16 protein-coding genes are annotated in these 17,259 nt (G+C 61.6%); 8 read left to right on the forward strand and 8 right to left on the reverse strand.

Going from position 1 to position 17,259, the window contains the following annotated elements:
* Positions 1 to 55: 55 nt before the first annotated feature.
* Together FP026_RS24275 and FP026_RS24280 are read right to left on the reverse strand one after the other, a co-directional pair.
* Positions 56 to 1,255: an FAD-binding protein gene (locus FP026_RS24275; protein ID WP_149637133.1), complete on the reverse strand. Its 1,200-nt coding sequence runs from the start codon at positions 1,253 to 1,255 to the stop codon at positions 56 to 58.
* The gene (locus FP026_RS24280; RefSeq protein ID WP_149637134.1) at positions 1,252 to 2,691 is read right to left on the reverse strand and encodes an FAD-binding oxidoreductase; all 1,440 of its coding nucleotides are present in this window, start codon (positions 2,689 to 2,691) and stop codon (positions 1,252 to 1,254) included. Before FP026_RS24280 ends, FP026_RS24275 begins: the two co-directional genes overlap by 4 nt.
* A 235-nt stretch (positions 2,692 to 2,926) precedes the next feature.
* Here FP026_RS24280 and FP026_RS24285 point away from each other — a divergent pair, with 235 nt between their 5' ends.
* Positions 2,927 to 3,823: a LysR family transcriptional regulator gene (locus FP026_RS24285; protein WP_149637135.1), complete on the forward strand. Its 897-nt coding sequence runs from the start codon at positions 2,927 to 2,929 to the stop codon at positions 3,821 to 3,823.
* A 22-nt stretch (positions 3,824 to 3,845) separates the two neighbouring features.
* Complete coding sequence (locus FP026_RS24290) at positions 3,846 to 4,409, forward strand: O-acetyl-ADP-ribose deacetylase (protein ID WP_149637136.1); 564 nt, start codon at positions 3,846 to 3,848, stop codon at positions 4,407 to 4,409.
* Positions 4,410 to 4,514: 105 nt separating this feature from the next.
* Here FP026_RS24290 and FP026_RS24295 read toward each other — a convergent pair whose 3' ends face one another.
* Entirely contained in the window at positions 4,515 to 5,678 is a 1,164-nt protein-coding gene (locus FP026_RS24295) for an adenosylhomocysteinase (protein WP_149637137.1), read from the reverse strand.
* Between the two features lie 126 nt (positions 5,679 to 5,804).
* On the reverse strand, positions 5,805 to 6,710 hold the full coding sequence (locus FP026_RS24300) for a LysR substrate-binding domain-containing protein (RefSeq protein WP_149637138.1): 906 nt from the start codon (positions 6,708 to 6,710) through the stop codon (positions 5,805 to 5,807).
* A 303-nt stretch (positions 6,711 to 7,013) separates the two neighbouring features.
* On the opposite strand from FP026_RS24300, the gene FP026_RS24305 reads away from it, so the two are divergent.
* From FP026_RS24305 to FP026_RS24315, 3 genes are all read left to right on the forward strand, one after another.
* Positions 7,014 to 7,472 (forward strand): NUDIX hydrolase, encoded by a 459-nt coding sequence (locus FP026_RS24305; protein ID WP_149637139.1) that lies wholly within the window; start codon positions 7,014 to 7,016, stop codon positions 7,470 to 7,472.
* 96 nt (positions 7,473 to 7,568) lie between these two features.
* The gene (locus tag FP026_RS24310; protein ID WP_149637140.1) at positions 7,569 to 9,104 is read left to right on the forward strand and encodes an inorganic phosphate transporter; all 1,536 of its coding nucleotides are present in this window, start codon (positions 7,569 to 7,571) and stop codon (positions 9,102 to 9,104) included.
* 71 nt (positions 9,105 to 9,175) lie between these two features.
* On the forward strand, positions 9,176 to 9,913 hold the full coding sequence (locus tag FP026_RS24315; protein ID WP_149637141.1) for a 16S rRNA (uracil(1498)-N(3))-methyltransferase: 738 nt from the start codon (positions 9,176 to 9,178) through the stop codon (positions 9,911 to 9,913).
* Positions 9,914 to 10,019: 106 nt separating this feature from the next.
* Here the strand turns inward: FP026_RS24315 and FP026_RS24320 are convergent, their stop codons facing one another.
* Positions 10,020 to 10,634 carry a LysE family translocator gene (locus FP026_RS24320; RefSeq protein WP_149637142.1) on the reverse strand — a complete coding sequence of 205 codons (615 nt, stop codon included), beginning with the start codon at positions 10,632 to 10,634 and terminating at the stop codon, positions 10,020 to 10,022.
* Between the two features lie 243 nt (positions 10,635 to 10,877).
* Between FP026_RS24320 and FP026_RS24325 the strand changes: the two genes are divergently transcribed.
* From FP026_RS24325 to FP026_RS24335, 3 genes are all read left to right on the forward strand, one after another.
* A complete protein-coding gene (locus FP026_RS24325) occupies positions 10,878 to 12,251 on the forward strand; it encodes a glutamate--cysteine ligase (RefSeq protein WP_149637143.1) in 1,374 nt (457 codons plus the stop codon).
* A gap of 136 nt (positions 12,252 to 12,387) precedes the next feature.
* Positions 12,388 to 13,257 carry a DUF937 domain-containing protein gene (locus FP026_RS24330; protein WP_149637144.1) on the forward strand — a complete coding sequence of 290 codons (870 nt, stop codon included), beginning with the start codon at positions 12,388 to 12,390 and terminating at the stop codon, positions 13,255 to 13,257.
* A gap of 124 nt (positions 13,258 to 13,381) precedes the next feature.
* Positions 13,382 to 14,260 (forward strand): aldo/keto reductase family oxidoreductase, encoded by an 879-nt coding sequence (locus tag FP026_RS24335; protein ID WP_149637145.1) that lies wholly within the window; start codon positions 13,382 to 13,384, stop codon positions 14,258 to 14,260.
* A 9-nt stretch (positions 14,261 to 14,269) separates the two neighbouring features.
* Here the strand turns inward: FP026_RS24335 and FP026_RS24340 are convergent, their stop codons facing one another.
* The 3 genes from FP026_RS24340 to FP026_RS24350 all read right to left on the reverse strand — a co-directional run bounded on the left by FP026_RS24340 (position 14,270) and on the right by FP026_RS24350 (position 17,087).
* On the reverse strand, positions 14,270 to 15,868 hold the full coding sequence (locus tag FP026_RS24340) for an ABC-F family ATP-binding cassette domain-containing protein (RefSeq protein ID WP_149637146.1): 1,599 nt from the start codon (positions 15,866 to 15,868) through the stop codon (positions 14,270 to 14,272).
* A 150-nt stretch (positions 15,869 to 16,018) separates the two neighbouring features.
* A complete protein-coding gene (locus FP026_RS24345; RefSeq protein WP_149637147.1) occupies positions 16,019 to 16,597 on the reverse strand; it encodes a dienelactone hydrolase family protein in 579 nt (192 codons plus the stop codon).
* Between the two features lie 190 nt (positions 16,598 to 16,787).
* On the reverse strand, positions 16,788 to 17,087 hold the full coding sequence (locus FP026_RS24350; protein WP_149637148.1) for a DUF1127 domain-containing protein: 300 nt from the start codon (positions 17,085 to 17,087) through the stop codon (positions 16,788 to 16,790).
* Positions 17,088 to 17,259 lie beyond the last annotated feature (172 nt).

Below are 17,259 nucleotides of genomic sequence, written 5' to 3' on the forward strand. Positions count from 1 at the left end.
GCCCGCGGCGAGAGGGTTAGGGTGAGGGGCAATCGTGGACAAGCCTCCATCCCCTTCACCCCATCTTCCCCGGATTGAAAATCCTCGCCGGATCGAATTTTTCCTTCACGCGCGCCGAAAGCAACGCCACGGCCTCGGGCTGCGGCTGGAAGGCCGGTGTCGTCGCGCGGTGGCCTGGAGTAGCGCGCATCAAGGTCGCGTGTCCGCCGCCGAGCGCGTGAATGTAGCGCCTGAGCATATCGCCCTCCGGTTCGGCTTCCATGCGCATCCAGACCAGCCCGCCCTGCCAATCATAATAGGCATCGACGCCCTCCTCCAGGCGAAGGGCCGCAACGAGCTGCTGGCCGATGCTGGGGGCGACGGATACCCGCCAGATCGGGCGCATCGTGCCATCGGCATAAGGTTTCACATCGCGGATCTCTCGCCAGAGCCTGCGGCTGACATCCTCTTCGAGGCGCTTGGCAGGGCCGAGCCGACCCATCGCGGCGGCCAGCTTTTCGGCCCTCGCCGTGACGGAGCCGGGAAGGCCCTCGACGCGCAGCACTGTTGCCTCCCCTTGCGGCATCGTGCCGTCGACGAAGGACCACGCGACCGTCAAGGGCAAATGGGCTGCACCCGATACTTCGAGCGGCAGGGCCATGGCCGCGGCCATCGCGTTGGCGGCCTCCGCATCGTTGAGGCCGGAGACGACGATCGTTTCCTCCGTCTTCGGCTTCGGCGGCACGCGAAACGTCACCTCCGTCAACAGGCCGAGCGTACCGTGCGAGCCGGCCATCAGCTTGACCAGATCGAGACCAGTGACGTTCTTCATCACCCGCCCGCCGGCCTTGACGATCTCACCCTTGCCGTTGACGAAGCGGACGCCGAGCAGGCTGTCGCGGGCGGCGCCACTGACGAAACGGCGTGGGCCGGAGACATTGGCTGCGAAAATGCCGCCGATCGTCGGCTCGCCGTCCGTTCCCATCAGCGACCGGTGATCCATGGGCTCGAACGCCATCATCTGGCCGCCCTCGGCAAGAGCCGCCTCGATCTCTGCGACCGGCGTACCGGCACGGGCGGTCAACACCATTTCCCCCGGATTGTAGGCAACGATGCCGGCAAGATGGCGCGACGACAGAACCGCTTCCGAGACGACCGCGTTGCCGAAGCCGGACCGCGTGTTGCCGCCGACGATCGCAAGGGTCGCACCACGCGCCGTATGGTCGCTGATGATGGAGGCGGCTTCCTCCTCCGTCCTCGGATGAAACTCGGTCATGCAGTGTTGCGTCCGTCGAGCGGGAAGACCTTGGAAGGGTTGAGGATCCAGCCGGGATCGAAGGCCGCACGGACCGACATCATCTGGGCGAGATCGACATCGGCATATTGGTGCCGCATCAGGTCGCGCTTCTCGATGCCGACGCCATGCTCGCCGGTGAGACAGCCGCCGGCATCGACGCAGAGCCGCAGGATGTCGTTGCCGGCGGCTTCCGCCTTGGCGGCATCCTCGGGATCGTTGGCATTGAACAGGATCAGCGGATGCATGTTGCCATCGCCGGCGTGAAAGACATTGGCGACGCGCAGACCGTAGCCGTCGATGATCTCGGCCGTCTTCTTCAGCACATGGGAAAGCTGGCTGAGCGGCACGGTACCGTCCATGCAGATGTAATCGGCGATGCGGCCGGTGGCGCCAAAAGCGGATTTGCGGCCTTTCCAGATCAGGGCCGCCTCCGTGGCAGACTGGCATTCGCGCACGGTCTTGACCTTGTGGGTACGCGCGATGGCGACGATGCTCGCAAGCATATCGCCCATTTCCGCCTCAGACCCCTCCACCTCGACGATCAGCAGCGCGCCGACATCGAGCGGATAACCCGCATGCGCAAAGGCCTCGCAGATCTCGATCGCCGGCTTGTCCATGAATTCGATGGCAACGGGAATGATGCCGGCGGCGATCACATCGGCCACGCAGGCGCCCGCCTCTTCCGACGTATCGAAGCCGAAGAGCACCGGCCTGGCGCCCTCCGGCTTGGCGATGAGCCGCACCGTCGCCTCGGTGACGATGCCGAGCTGGCCTTCCGAGCCGCAGACGAGACCGAGCAGATCGTAGCCCGCCGCATCCAACGCCTTGCCGCCGAGATCGATGACGGTGCCATCGGTCAGAACCAGCTTGACGCCGAGGAGGTTGTTGGTCGTGACGCCATATTTCAGGCAGTGCGCGCCGCCGGAATTCATGCCGATATTGCCGCCGATGGTGCAGGCAAGCTGCGAACTCGGGTCGGGCGCATAGAAGAAACCATCGGCCGAGACGCTTTCGGAGACGTGCAGGTTCGTCACCCCCGCCTGCACGGTCGCGGTGCGATTGGCATAATCGATATCGAGGATGCGGTTCATCTTGGAGAGACCGAGAACGACGGCATCTTCCTGCGGGATGGCGCCGCCGGAAAGCGAGGTGCCAGCGCCGCGCGGAACGACGGGAATGCCATAGCGATGGCAATATTTCATCACGGCCGCCACTTCCGCCGTCGAGCGCGGCAAGGCTACGGCAAGCGGCAAGCGGCGGTAGGAAATGAAGGCATCGGTTTCGAAGGGTACGAGTTCGCGCGGCTCGTGGATGAGGCATTCCGGCGCCAGAAGATCGGCGAGATCGGCGACGATGGCGCTGCGGCGAGCCAGAACATCCGCACGCGGCTCCAGAAATGAAATGGCCTCGGCCATGCCGTCCTCCTTCTGCATCCTATGCCGGATACAGCCTCCTTTTAGAGCATGATGCCGAAAAGTGTGATCGGTTTTCGGACGACATCATGCTCTACTTCTTTGAGTCTGGAGCGGATTCAGATTTTAGGTCGAAGAGACCTAAAATCATCCGACTCTAGGTGCATTACAGGCTTAGCGCTTTCCCAGGTTTGGAGCAAATGATAAGCATTTATTCCAAAACAGGAAATAATCGTGCATGACCAATTTAGGCGATCTCGAAATCTTCGCCAGCGTCGTCGCAACGGGCAGCATGTCCCTGACCGGTCGCGCGCTCGGTTTTTCGCCGGCGGTGATTTCCAAGCGCATCAAGCGGCTCGAAGACCGGCTCGGCACGCGGCTCCTGCAGCGCACGACGCGGCAGATTTCACTAACGGAGGCAGGCCAGGGTTTCTACGACCGCGTGCTTGCAATTCTGGCCGGTCTGGAAGAGGCAGAAGCCTATATTGCCGGGCGCTCCTCCCAGATGCACGGCACGCTGAAGATCTCCGCCCCGACATCCTTCGGCCGGCTGCATATCGCGCCGCACCTGAAATCCTTCATGCAGGCCCATCCGGACCTCGCGATCAATCTGGTGCTGAGCGACGAATTCGTCGATATCGTCGGCGGTGGCTTCGACCTTGCCATCCGCATCGCCGAGCTCACCGATTCCAGCCTCGTCGCCCGCAGGCTTGCGCCGGTGCGCAGGGTGCTCTGCGCGTCACCGGCCTATATCGATGCGCACGGTATGCCCGGGGATATCGAGGATCTGCGCCGTCACACCTGCCTGCCCGCGCACAATCATGATCCCTGGCGGCTCGACGGTCCGCAAGGCAGCCTGACTTTCCGGCCGGAGGGCAGGCTGATCACCAATTCCAGCGAGGTCGTCCGCGAAGCGGTCATCGCCGGCCTCGGCATTGCCCTGCGCTCGACCTGGGATATCGGCCCGGAGCTGCGTGACGGCCGCCTCGTTCAGGTCCTGCCGGCCTATGAAGGCTCGCACAATGTCACGCTTTCGGCCGTTTACCCCAGTCGACAGTTCCTGCCGGCGAAAGTACGCGTCTTCATCGATTTTCTCGCGGAACTTTATGGCCCCCTTCCCTATTGGGAGCGATGAGAGCCCTTTCGAGGAAATCATCATGGCCGCGCCTGAGATCATTCGTTCCGATGTTGCCTCCATCCTGAAGACGCGCTTCACGGTGGCTCTCGGCGATATCACCAAACTTCCGGTCGATGCCATCGTCAATGCGGCCAACAGCAGCCTGCTCGGCGGTGGAGGCGTCGACGGTGCGATCCATCGCGCCGCCGGACCGGACCTCCTCGCCGAATGCCGGACGCTGAACGGCTGCAAAACCGGACAAGCGAAGATCACCATGGGATATCGCCTGCCGGCAAGACATGTGATCCACACCGTCGGCCCTGTCTGGAATGGTGGCGATCATGGCGAGGAAGAACTACTCGCCGGCTGTTATCGCAGCAGCCTCAGCCTTGCCCGGAAACACGGGCTCAAAAGCGTTGCCTTCCCCGCCATCTCCACGGGCGTCTATCGCTTTCCCGCCGAGCCGGCTGCTAGGATCGCAATCCGCACGGCTCTAGCCGAGAGCGAAGATGGCGCGTTCGAGGAGATCGTCTTCTGCTGCTTCGGCGACGACATGGCGGCGCTCTACGATCGATTGCTGCCGCAAGCGCTTGATGGAGCCTGACGTTTAGAGCGATTCAGTTTTTCACGGAATCTGTGAACCGCTCTATCTCTTTGTTTTCTCGCAATTCCGGGCGAAAAACCGCTGCGCACTTTTCCTGGAATTGCTCTAGCGCGCCAGGTCGAGATAAGCGGAAGCGACAAAGGCGTCGATATCGGCCGGAACGGGAATGACGCAGGCTTCGCCGCCAAGGCCGCCCTTGGCGACCCGCTCCAGGCAGCGGACCTGCAGCGTAAAGCCGAGATCCATGGATTCGATGGTATTGCCCAGCGGACGCGGGCCGGCCAGATTGGCCATGTGGCCGCCGCCGAGAATATGGAAGGTGCGGCCATCGTGCATGCGGACCGTCTCGATCTGCTCGGCTTCGTATCGGTCGACACCGGCAACGTCCGGACTGTTGCGGAAGCCTTCGACATCGATCTCATGCGGGAAATGGCCGCCATTCATCAGGATCGCGCCGTCCTTGATCAAAGGCAGATCGGCCACGGTGATGATGTCTGGATAACCGGTAACGGTGATCAGGATATCGGCGGAGCGTATCGCCGCCTCGCGCAGCGGTGTCGAGAAACCGTCGAGGTGTGCCTCAAGCGTCGTGACCGGATCGACATCGACGACGCTGACCGTGGAAAAGGCGTTGCGGAAACACGCCGCCGTGCCCTTGCCACAGGCGCCGTAGCCGAAGACGGCGACGCGCTTGCCATTGGTGGAGCGATTGGTGAAACGCAGATAGCTCTCGAACAGGCTCTGCCCGACGGCATGCCGGTTTTCGGCGAATTGCTTGATCGGGCTGTCGTTGATGACCAGGATCGGCATGTAGAGCTTGTCACGCATCGGTATGAGCCGGGTGCGGCCGGATGTCGTTTCCTCGGTGCCGCCGAGAAGGTTGGCATAGGGCTTGTCGGCCGCGCGGGCGAAGAGATCGCCGCCGTTGTCGAGCAGCAGGTGCGGCTTTTCTGCCAGGATCGCGTCGAGGCTTGCGCCGTGCTCCTCGGCATCGCGGGTCTGCGTCGCGAAGACCTTGATGCCCTGTGCGCGAAGATAGTCGACCGTTTCAGGCTGCGTGCTGTTGAGATTGCCAGTGCAGACGAGGCCCGCGCCGCCTGCCCGCAGCGTCATCAGCAGCGCAACCGTCTTCGGTTCCAGATGGATGCCGGTGCCGATGGTCAGGCCGGCAAAGGGCTTGGTGTCGCGAAATTCCGCCGCCGTGGCAGCCAGCAGCCGGCAGCTGCGCGCCACCCAGTCGATACGGGAAAGAGAAGAGGATTGATCCATGTTGCGCTCCTGCCGGCTGGTTCCATATGCGATCTGGCATGGCTGGAGGTTAGCTGTCGATGGACATTGCAATGCGTCGCATGGCAGAAAAACTGCCATATAGATCCCGATCGAGCAGATGCCTTGCTAAACCCCTTCGGCCCCTGCTCTGCTCAGCCAATCGGCCAGCCGGACGAGAGCCGGATCCTTCACATCGCTGCTGCGGATGCTGAGGCTGTAGCCGGCCGGTCTTCGAATGAAGCCGTAAGGTGCCACCAATGTGCCGCGATCGATATCGTCACCGACGGCCGTGCGCGGCGCGATGGCAATACCAAGTCCGGAACGAGCGGCTCCGATCGCAAGCAGCAGATCCTCGAATTCGCGATTGCCGGCAAAGCGGAGGGGAAGATGACCGCTTTCGGCAAACCAATCCTCCCACAAGCTCGGGGCGGAACGGCTTGCGAGCGCGACAGCACCGGCGAGCGTCGAGACATCGGCTGAAAGACCAAGGCGATCGGCGAGTGCCGGCGTCGCGACCGGCCCGAATTCATCCTCCATGAAGCGGATCGCGGTGATATCACGCGTCGGCCGGTACTCACCGCCCATGATCACGGCTTCGAGATCCGGGCGCTTGGCCAGAGGCTCCACCGCTGCCATCGGCGCGATGTCTATGTCGATATCCTGAAGAGCTGCCTGCAGGCTGGCGACGCGCGGCATCAACCACCAGACCGCGAAGGCCGAGGGGACGCCGAGCCGGATGGACCGCCTGCCTTCCATCGAAAGGTCTGCCGAAGCCCGTGCCAGGATGCCGAGGGCGACACCGACCGAATCAGCGAATGCCTTGCCCTTCGCCGTCAGCACCAGCCTGCCGTTCTCCCGATCGAACAAGGCCGTGCCGAAGTGGCTTTCCAGCAGATTCAACTGCTGCCTGACGGCGCCGCGCACGACCCCAAGCTCGTCGGCTGCCTTCAGAATGCTGCCGCGCCGCGCCACCGCGTCGAAAGCGCGCAATGCATTCAGGGGTGGCAGGCGTCGGGGCGGTCGTTCTGACATGACAAGAATTTATCTTTTTTCCCAGTATGATAGCAGCGACATTCAAGAAACTGCGCCATCTGCGGCATAAAAATGCTGTTCAATGTCGTTTTCAGCACAAGAGCTGGCGAATATCAGAAAACAAATCTGTTGTTTTTTATCTACGCAACACTGAATAAATTTGTGGGGAAATACCATATAGCGTCATATGAAGCGCAAATTTTTTCCACACGATGTTATTATGCAACCTAAGCTTCACTCCAACACCAAAAGGTGATCCGACAATTGGCCTTTCTCAACCGTATAGCTAATGATGTGCAACTTATGTTTCGGCGCCCGCCGCGACAACAATATGCTGCGCTCTGCTATCGATTGAAGAAGAAAACGGGTGATCTCGAAGTGTTGCTGCTGACCAGCCGCGATACCGGCCGCTGGGTCATTCCCAAGGGCTGGCCGATGCCGGGCAAGCTTTCCCATGAGGTCGCCGCCCGCGAAGCCTATGAAGAGGCCGGTGTGCGCGGCACGGTGGAGACGGAACCGCTCGGCTCGTTCGGTTACGACAAGGTGCTGCGGGACGGCATTCAGGTGCCGTGCCGCGTGCAGGTCTATGCACTCGCAGTCAACGAACTCGCCAAGAACTTCAAGGAAAAAGGCGAGCGTTCCCTGGAGTGGGTTTCCTGCGAGGTGGCGGCTGAACGCGTTCGCGAACCGGAACTGCGCGATCTCATTGTCGCCTTCGCACGGCGGGTGACGGCGGCTCCGGCCGCAATCCAGGCGAAATAAGCCACATTAGTCACAAAAAACTGTGCCAGTGTGCGTAGCGGATATTGCGCGCCTCATCGGTCAGCGCAATACGAGAGTTTTGATCCAGAGAATTGCATGCCCGACCGACCGGCCACACCAGTAAAAAGGACGCTCGACAAGGACCTCGACAAATTCACCTATGTCGAGGACGCGACCCATCACGTCGCAAGGCGCCTTGTGGCGCCGGGCATCGGCCTGATCTTTCTCGGCCTCGCCATGGTCTTCGCCGGCATTTACGTGCTCGACCAGCCGCGCGCAACGCTGATCTTTGCCGCCGTCGGCCTTGCCGGCTACATGGCCATGAACATCGGCGCGAAGGACGTCGCCAACAATGTCGGCGCGGCGGTCGGCGCGCGCGCGATCACCATGACACAGGCGCTCGTCATGGCGGCCATTTTCGAGATTCTCGGCGCGACGATTGCCGGCGGCCCGGTCATCAACACGATCTCGACGCATATCGTCGACACCAATCGCATCATCAGCATCGGCAAGCTTGCCTGGCTGATGATGGCGGCGCTGCTCGCCGCGGCACTCTGGATCAACTTCGCAACCTGGCTGAAAGCGCCCGTTTCGACCACGCATACGATCGTCGGCGCCGTCGTCGGCGCGGGAGCCGCGGCCGTCGGCCCGGAACTGGTGAACTGGAATCTTCTCGCGGCGATCTCCGCCGGCTGGGTCGTGACGCCCTTCCTTGGCGGCGCCATCGCGGCCAGCATCCTGCTCTTCATCGAGACCTTCATCGTCTATCGCGACGACAAGATCGCCGCCGCTAGGTACTGGATCCCCATCCTGATCGGCTTGATGGCAGGCTCGTTCTCGGCCTATCTCATCGTCCAGCTCGAGCCCAGGAATGCCATCCCGAACCTGCTGAATCTCGCGATCGGCATGATCGTCGGCATGATCGCCTGGCTGGCGGCGCGGCCGCTGGTGGCGGCGCAATCCGTCGGGCTCGAAAACAAGAACAGCTCGCTGCGCAAGCTTTTCCGCCTGCCGCTGATCTGCTCTGCGGCGCTGATGTCCTTTGCGCATGGCGCCAACGATGTCGCCAATGCCATCGGACCGCTGTCGGCGATCGTGCGCGATATCGGCCTCGGCGGCTCGCTCGGCGTGGTGGCCGAAACGACCACGCAGAAGGCGCCCTTCTGGGTGGTCATGATCGGCGGCTGCGGCATTTCCGTCGGCGTGCTGCTTTACGGCCCGCGACTCATTCGCCTGCTCGGCGAGCAGATCACCAAACTCAATCCAATGCGGGCCTATTGCGTTGCCGTATCCGCGGCGCTCACCGTCATCGTCGCGGCCTGGTTCGGTTTCCCGGTGAGCTCGACCCACATTACCGTCGGTGCGGTTTTCGGCGTCGGCTTCTTTCGCGAGTGGTATACCGTCCGTTCCAAGCGGCGATTTGACTATATGCGTAAAAAGGCCGAAGCCGCAGGCATTCCCTGGCTTGAGCCGGAAATCACGGATGAGCGCAATCCCGACGAGGTTCATCGCCGGCGCCTGGTGCGCCGTTCGCATTTCATGACCATCGTCGCCGCCTGGGCAATCACCGTGCCGGTCGCAGCCCTGCTTGCCGCCGCCGTATATTGGGTTATGGTCGCGCTCTTCATTTAGAGCGGTTCGGCTTCTCACCGGATCTGCGAACCGCTCCATCTCATTGTTCCAGGTAATTCCGGGGGTAATCCATGCGCGCCAATTTCCGCATGCAGCGGCTGTTCGTGACCGCAGACATCAAGGCAGGCATCGCCATCGAGGCTGATCAGGATCAGTTCAACTATCTCGCCAACGTGCTGCGCATGGAGGATGGTGCCGAGCTGCTCGTATTCAACGGCCGGGACGGTGAGTGGAAAGTAAGCATCTCCTTCCCCACCCGCAAACGCATCCTGCTGACGCCCGCCGAGCAAACAAGACCGCAACCTGCCCCTTCCGACCTGCATTATCTCTTCGCGCCGCTGAAAGTTGGGCGGCTCGATTATCTCGTGCAGAAGGCCGTGGAAATGGGTGCGGGCCTGCTGCAGCCGGTCATGACGCAGCACGTACAGGGCAAGATCACCAACCTCGACAAGGTCAAGGCCAATGTCATCGAGGCGGCGGAGCAATGCGGCATCCTGGGCATTCCCGATGTCGCCGAGCCGGTAAAGCTTGCCGAGTTGCTTGCCCGCTGGCCGCGCGAGCGTCGCATCATCTATTGCGACGAAGGCGATGCCGGCCAGAATCCGTTGCCGCTGCTGACGCAGGTGAAGGAGAGGCATCTGGCTCTGCTGGTCGGCCCCGAGGGCGGCTTCTCCGAAGAGGAGCGCACCCTGCTGCGCGGCCTCGATTTCGTCACCGCCATTCCGCTCGGCCCACGTATCCTGCGCGCCGATACGGCCGCCGTTGCCGCCATGGCGGTGATCCAGGCGGCGATCGGCGACTGGAACTGAGCCTTTAGAGTTTTTCCGCTTTTCTCCGAATCGCGAAAACGCTCTATCCTCTTGTTTTTACGCAATTCCGAACGGAAAACCGCCACGCACTTTTCCTGGAATTGCTCTACTCCAAGACAGCGACGATGGTCGTAACGACCAGCAGGATCGCCAGCGAGATATTGACGATCCGCGAGACCCTCGGATCTTGAAGGAAACGGGCCAACGAAGCACCGACAAGAAGCCACACCATGTGGATGGCGACGATCATTCCCGTAAGCAGCGCGATCTTGACGGCGGCGTCGAGCAGCCTCTGGTCCTGAAATAGGCTGACTCCGGCAAAGACGGCAGCAATCGCCAGATAGGCCTTGGGGTTGGCGACGGCCAGCAGGAAGCCGCCGGAAAAGGCCGGAGCCGCGGCCTGATCACCGCGCCGCGACAGCGGCGCCGCGGTGGCGATCTTGATGGCGAGATACAGGATATAAACGGCCGAGACCGCCGTCAGCAGGAAGGCGCCATGCGGCACCGACAGCAGGACCGCAACGACGCCCGCTGCCACGGCCAGCAATACCATGACCGTGCCCGCGATCAGGCCGGAGACATAACCAAGCGAGCGCCGGAAGCCATAGGCCGCGCCCATCGCGGTTGCGCTGATCGTCGAAGGGCCTGGGCTTCCCATGATGACCAGCGAGGCCAGAAGCAAAGTCAGTATAGGATAGTAAATGGCGTTCGGACCGTTCATCGATATGCTCCGCTTGATGTCAATCGAAGCAAAACTATCCGTGCTCACGGCGAGACGTCTTGAACGCTTGTGCAAATATGCCGACGGCTGGCACGGCTGTGATGCACTCGCGAGACACAAAATCCTATTTTTTTGAACGACCCTTGAAAGAAATTCACTTGCGCCGTACCTCAATCCGCGTCAATCACCCTCCTATTGACCTGCGGCTTGCGCGGGTTCTTCTCCGAGATCTAAGGTAATACCATGGCGCGCGATACCACCGACCAGACTCCGCTCTCCTCGGTCTCGGAAATGACGGCCTATCTGGCCGAGGGCAACAAGCCGAAGGAGAAATTCCGCATTGGCACGGAACACGAGAAATTCGTGTTCTTCCGCGCCGACAACAGCCCCGTGCCCTATTTCGGCGAGGCCAGCATTTCCGCGCTCCTCGAGGGGCTGCAGAAGAAATGCGGCTGGGATGCGATCATGGACGGCGACAACATCATCGGGCTCGGCGAGCCCACAGGCATGGGCGCGATCTCGATCGAGCCGGGCGGGCAGTTCGAACTCTCAGGCGCGCCGCTCGAAACCATCCACGAGACCTGCAAGGAATCGAACAATCATCTGGCGGCGGTGCGCGAGATCGCCGAGCCGATGGGCATTCGCTTCCTCGGCATCGGCGGCAGCCCGAAGTGGACGCTTGCGGAGACCCCGCGCATGCCGAAATCGCGTTACGAGATCATGACCCGCTACATGCCGAAGGTCGGCACCAAAGGCCTCGACATGATGTACCGCACCTGCACCATCCAGGTGAACCTCGACTTCTCATCGGAAGCCGACATGCGCCGCAAGATGCGCGTGTCGATGAAGCTGCAGTCGCTGGCGACGGCGCTCTTTGCCTCCTCACCCTTCACCGAGGGCAAGCCGAACGGGCTTTCGTCCTGGCGCGGCGAAATCTGGAAGGACACCGACAACCGTCGCGGCGGCCTGCTCGATTTCACTTTCCGCGACGATTTCGGCTTTGAAGATTATGTGAAGTGGGCGCTCGATGTTCCCATGTATTTCGTCGTCCGGGACGGCCGCTATCACGACTGTACGCATGTCACCTTCCGCCAGTTCATGAACGGCGCGCTGAAGGGCGAAATCGCCGATTGGGAACCGACGATGGGCGATTGGACGAACCATCTCTCGACGCTATTCCCCGACGTGCGCCTGAAGCGCTTCCTCGAAATGCGCGGCGCTGACGGCGGCCCCTGGCGCCGGATCTGTGCGCTGCCGGCCTTCTGGGTCGGCCTGCTCTATGACGACGAGGCACTGACGGCAGCCGACGAGCTAACCAAGGACTGGAGCTTCGATGAGGTCAACGCGCTGCGGGACGTCGTGCCGGTTGAGGGCCTGAAGGCCGCCATCAAGGGCCATGGTCTGCTCGACGTGGCGCGCGAAGTGGTTGGCATTTCCCGCCTTGGCCTGAAGAACCGCGGCCGCCTGAACGGCGACGGGCAGGATGAAACCGTCTTCCTTTCGCCGCTCGATGAAGTGCTTGCCAAGAAGGGCACGCTCGCCGACGATCTGCTGATGCTCTATAACGGCCGCTGGAACCAGTCCGTCGAGCCGATCTTCGAGGAATATCAATACTGATAGCGAACGGGCCTGCCGCTGAAACCTGATGGTGCGGCGGCAGAAACCGGTATGCGCTCCCTTTTTTCCCGCTATACTGCTGCAAGCAAGCGCCGCGTGATTCCGAAGCGGCCTCATAGCGGGGAAAGGGACTTCGATGCTGCCACTCTTCGACATGATGATGCAGGCTCAGAACGGCGCCGCCACGGAGGCCATGGCCAAGCAGTTCAACTTGGCGCAGGAGCAGGCGACCAAGGCCATGGCCGCGCTGATGCCGGCCTTTTCCTCCGGCTTCAAGCGTAGCGCGACCGATCCCTATAATTTCATGGGCGTGATGCAGGACATCAGCTCGGGCAATTATGCCAAATATTTCGAGGATATGACCAAGGCCTTCACGCCCGAAGGCATTGCCGACGGCAATGCGGTGCTCGGAAGGCTGTTCGGCTCCAAGGAGGTTTCCCGCGCGGTTGCGGCACAGGCCGCGCAGATGACCGGCATCGGTCAGGAAATCTACAAGCGCATGTTGCCGGCCATGGCTGATACCCTGATGGGCGGTCTCTTCAAGGAAACCAGCGGCCAGATCCCGCAGATGGCCAATCCCTTCCTCAATACCGATATGGGCGAGATGATGCAGGGCTGGCTGCAGAGCATCGGCTTTGCGCCGAAGCAGCAACCGACACCGCAGGCGAGCATCTTCGATAACCCCTTCACCCAAGCGATGGAGCTGATGTTCGGCGCCGATTCGATCAAGCGCGGGAAGCCGGCGCAGACCAATCCGTTCCTCGACAATCCGTTTGCCAAGGCTTTCCAGGACATGATGAAGAACTTCCCGATGCCGGCCGAGCCACCGAAGGAAGAGCCGAAGGCCAAGCCCGCCGCCGGCGTCGACATGGCCGCCTATACCGAGATGTTCAACGCCATGTTCGACAGCGGCCTGGAAGTGCAGAAGAGCTATCAGAAGAACATGGAGGCGATCTTCGACAGCTATTTGAAGACGCAGGGCAAGCCGGCATCCAAACAAGAGTGACGCGGATCGTCACTTTCGATCTTCATCGATTGTTCGCAATTCCGCACAGCCCGTGCGCATTGCGCCCGCTTATCATACACTGAGACTGAGCCTATTTCTGCTTTCATCTTGAAAGGAGATAGCCATGTCCAGCATCGATCAATCCGGCAGCTTTACCCTTGGGGACCGTAAGGTCAGACGGCTTGGCTACGGCGCCATGCAGCTTGCAGGTCCCGGCGTCTTCGGCCCGCCGAAGGACCATGACACCGCGCTCGCGGTTCTGCGCGAGGCCATCGCCTCCGGCGTCAACCATATCGATACCAGCGATTTCTATGGCCCACATGTGACCAACCGGCTGATCCGGGAAGCACTCCATCCCTATCGCGACGATCTCGTCATCGTCACCAAGATCGGCGCGCGGCGCGGTGCGGATGCCTCCTGGCTGCCGGCTTTTTCCCGGGAAGAGCTGACACAGGCAGTGCATGACAATTTGCGTAACCTGGGACTGGATGTGCTCGATGTCGTCAATATCCGCATCATGTTCGACGTGCATGGTCCGGCCGAAGGGTCGATCGAGGCGCCGCTAACCGCCCTTGCGGAGCTCAAGCGGCAGGGTCTGGTGCGTCACATCGGGCTCAGCAACGTCACGCGAAACCAGATCGCCGAAGGGCGAGGGATTACCGAGATCGTCTGCGTGCAGAACCTCTACAATCTGGCGCAGCGCACGGATGATGCATTGGTCGACGAACTGGAACGCGACGGCATCGCCTATGTGCCCTTCTTCCCGCTCGGTGGGTTCACACCGCTGCAATCTTCGGCGCTTTCCGATGTGGCCGCCCACCTGAACGCGACGCCGATGCAGGTGGCGCTCGCATGGCTCTTGCAGCGCGCACCGAACATGCTCCTTATTCCGGGCACATCGTCGCTTGCGCACCTCAAGCAGAATATCGCGGCCGCCGAGCTGAAGCTGCCGGAAGATGCGATCGCCGAACTCGATCGCATTGCCGGCGCCGGCCACGTCTGACGCGTCCACTCACCGATCCGAAACGGCTCGAGCAGGCAGCTCGAGCCGTCTCTCTATTCCGATGTTGTCGAGAAATACCTCATCGTGGCTGACGACGAGAAGCGCGCCGTCATAGGCGCGCAGCCCGGCCTCGACCGCCGCGATGGAATCGATATCCAGATGGTTGGTGGGTTCGTCGAGAACAAGCAGCGAGGGCGGCACCGAGCCGCCGAGCACGCAGGCAAGCCCGGCGCGCAGAAGCTGGCCGCCACTGAGACTGGAAACGACCTGCAGCGCGGCATCGGCCCTGAACATGAAACGCGCCAGGGCGGCACGGCAAGCATTTTCGTCCGCATCCGGATTGACCCTGCGGAAATTGTCGCGGATCGACAGCGATGGGTCGAGAAGGCTCACTCGCTGGTCCAGCAGGGCGGACTGGACGACGCGCACCGTTCCGCTCCAGGGTTCCAGCGCACCTGATATCAACGCCAGCAGCGTCGTCTTGCCCGAGCCGTTTGGCCCGGTGACGGCAACGCGTTCCGGCCCGGTAATCACAAAATCGAAATCGCGCAGGATCGGCCGTTCAGGCTCGTAACCGGCGGTGACGCCCTCTATTCTGAGGACGATCCTGTTTGCCGGCAGTCCCGATGTCGGCAGCTTCACAGTCAGCGGCTGGAGGACCTCGATCTTTTCGCGGGCCGCGGCAGCATCCTGCAGAGCCTGGCCACGGCGTCGTTCGGCAAGCCGCGTGTTCTCGCCGCCCGTCATCTCGCTTCGCTCCTTCATTCCGCCGAGCAGGATGCGCGGAATACCGCCCTTGGCCGCCATCTTCCGCCCCGCTTTGTCCCGTCGAGCCTGTCGCTCGACGGCCGCCTGTGCGCTTCGTTCCACCTCGGCAACACGCTTCTCCGCCTCGGCGAAATCACGCTCGGCGGCGGAAAGCTCCAGCGCTTTGCGCTCGCGATACTGGCTCCAGTTGCCGCCATAGCGCGAGGCGCCGAGCGATGTCAGCTCGACGATCGCATCCATGGTGTCGAGCAATTCGCGATCGTGACTGATGACGATCGCGCCGGCCTTCCAGCCTGAAAGCAGGTCGATCACCGCGGCGCGGCCGTCGCGATCCAGATTGTTGGTGGGTTCGTCGAGAATCAGGAAATCGGGATCGTCAACGATGAGAGCGGCAAGGCCGCAGCGCGTGCGCTGTCCACCAGATAGGGTCACCAGAGGCGTTTCCGGAGTGACGTCAAGCCCGACGCGGTCAAGTGCCGCGGCGATGCGCGCCTCGAGCGTCCAGTCAGCCGAGGTGAGCTCTTCATTCGTTGCTTCGCCGGCTTCCGCCCGCTTCAGGACGGCAAGGGCTTCGCTCGCATCGAAGAGATCGGCAACGGTTTCGTCCGCCTCCACCTGCACGCTCTGGCGCAGGATGCCCAATCGGCCATTGAAGGAGATGCTGCCGGATTGTGGCTGCAAGTCTCCGGCGACGAGCTTGATCAGCGTCGTCTTGCCGACGCCGTTGCGCCCGACAAGGCCGGTGCGTTCAGCACCGAAGCTGAGATCGAGATGGGAAAGGAGCGGCCGGCCGTCAGGCGTGGACCACGAAAGATTGGATAGAACGATGGATATGGGCATGAACAAGAATTTCCCCGGTGGCAAGGCTGAACGGCATTGCGGTCGAGGTGGAATCCATTGCTGCACACATCCTGTTGGTATTGCGGATGCCCATAAACTAGGCGACCCGTGGCTTCAGTTCAAGTCCGGCGCGCAAAGTCAGGAGCAAGTTCAACCCTTGGCGTCGATGGCATCGAGGAAATCGATGACCCGTTTCCAGGTGAGATCTGCTGCCTTGGCATCGTAATCGGGCAGGCTGGCATCGGTGTAGAGGTGGCCGCCGCCGGGATATCGGAAAATCTCCGCGGCGGTTCCGGACCGCTCGACGGCCTGCCGCCAGGCTGCGACTTCTTCCGCCGGTTCGAACGGGTCCGGATCGGCCAGATGCAACTGCAACGGCAGACCCTTGCGGGCACTGTCGGCGATGGAGGCAATGCCATGCAGGAAAAGGATGCCGGCGGTCTTCTCGCGCTTTGGCCAGAGGCTTGCCGCGACGGCAACGCCCATGGAGAAGCCTGCAAGCACGGTCGAGGCGGGCAGACCTGCCAGTGCCCATTCCGCGCGCTCGCAAATCGTCGGCCAGCCGATCTCGTCCTTGAATTCGAACCCTTCTTCGATGGATCGCGCGATCAGCCCGTCATAGAGATCCGGCGCGAAAGCCTTGTGCCCGGCTGCCTGTGCCCGTTCGACCGCTTCATGCTCGAGCGAGCGCAGGCCGTAGACGGAATGGAAGAAGATCACCGTTGCCATCATCGCTTTCCTGCTGTTCGGATCAGGTCGTTAGATAAGACAGTTGCTGCCGGAGGCAACTTGCCCGCGCATGATCTATGGCGAAAACCGGTCTCCAGAAAGAAAAAACCCGGTGTTGGCCCTTGGGCCGAACACCGGGAAAGAAGCAGGGCTTATTGGCTATCACCCTGCGGGGAAACTGTTGCCACCATCAGCCTCTAAAGCTGCTGAAGGCGGAGGGGCGCGTGCAACGACGCGCGGAATTGGTCAGATGGCCGGACGGGTCCCCGAAGAAGGTCGAGGTAGTCAGCGCGGCATTCAAATCTTGCCTGGTGAGGCCGATATCGCACAACTGACTGTCGTTCAGCTCATTCAGATATTCGATTTCCTTACGATTTCGGATTGCGCGCCAGATCGATGCGACGTTGCCCAAAGCAAGCATCATGCGCGCCGTCAGCGACAGCGATGGCGTTGCAGGGCCGAGGTCAAGGGTCCGATCTATCGTGCGCATTTCCGTATTCCTTTCCTTGAGGCACACGCGAGCCAGGCCCCTTTCCCATGAACCGGAAAAGGGGCGTAGGCCGGGAGGAGTTCGATAAGAATTCTGTTCGATTGGTATGCTGAATTGCATTAGGAAGATGCCAAAGCCCTATTGATCAGTCCAACGAATGTTTCTAATGATA

Source organism: Martinezella tropici (genome assembly GCF_008370325.1).
GTDB lineage: Bacteria > Pseudomonadota > Alphaproteobacteria > Rhizobiales > Rhizobiaceae > Rhizobium > Rhizobium tropici_B.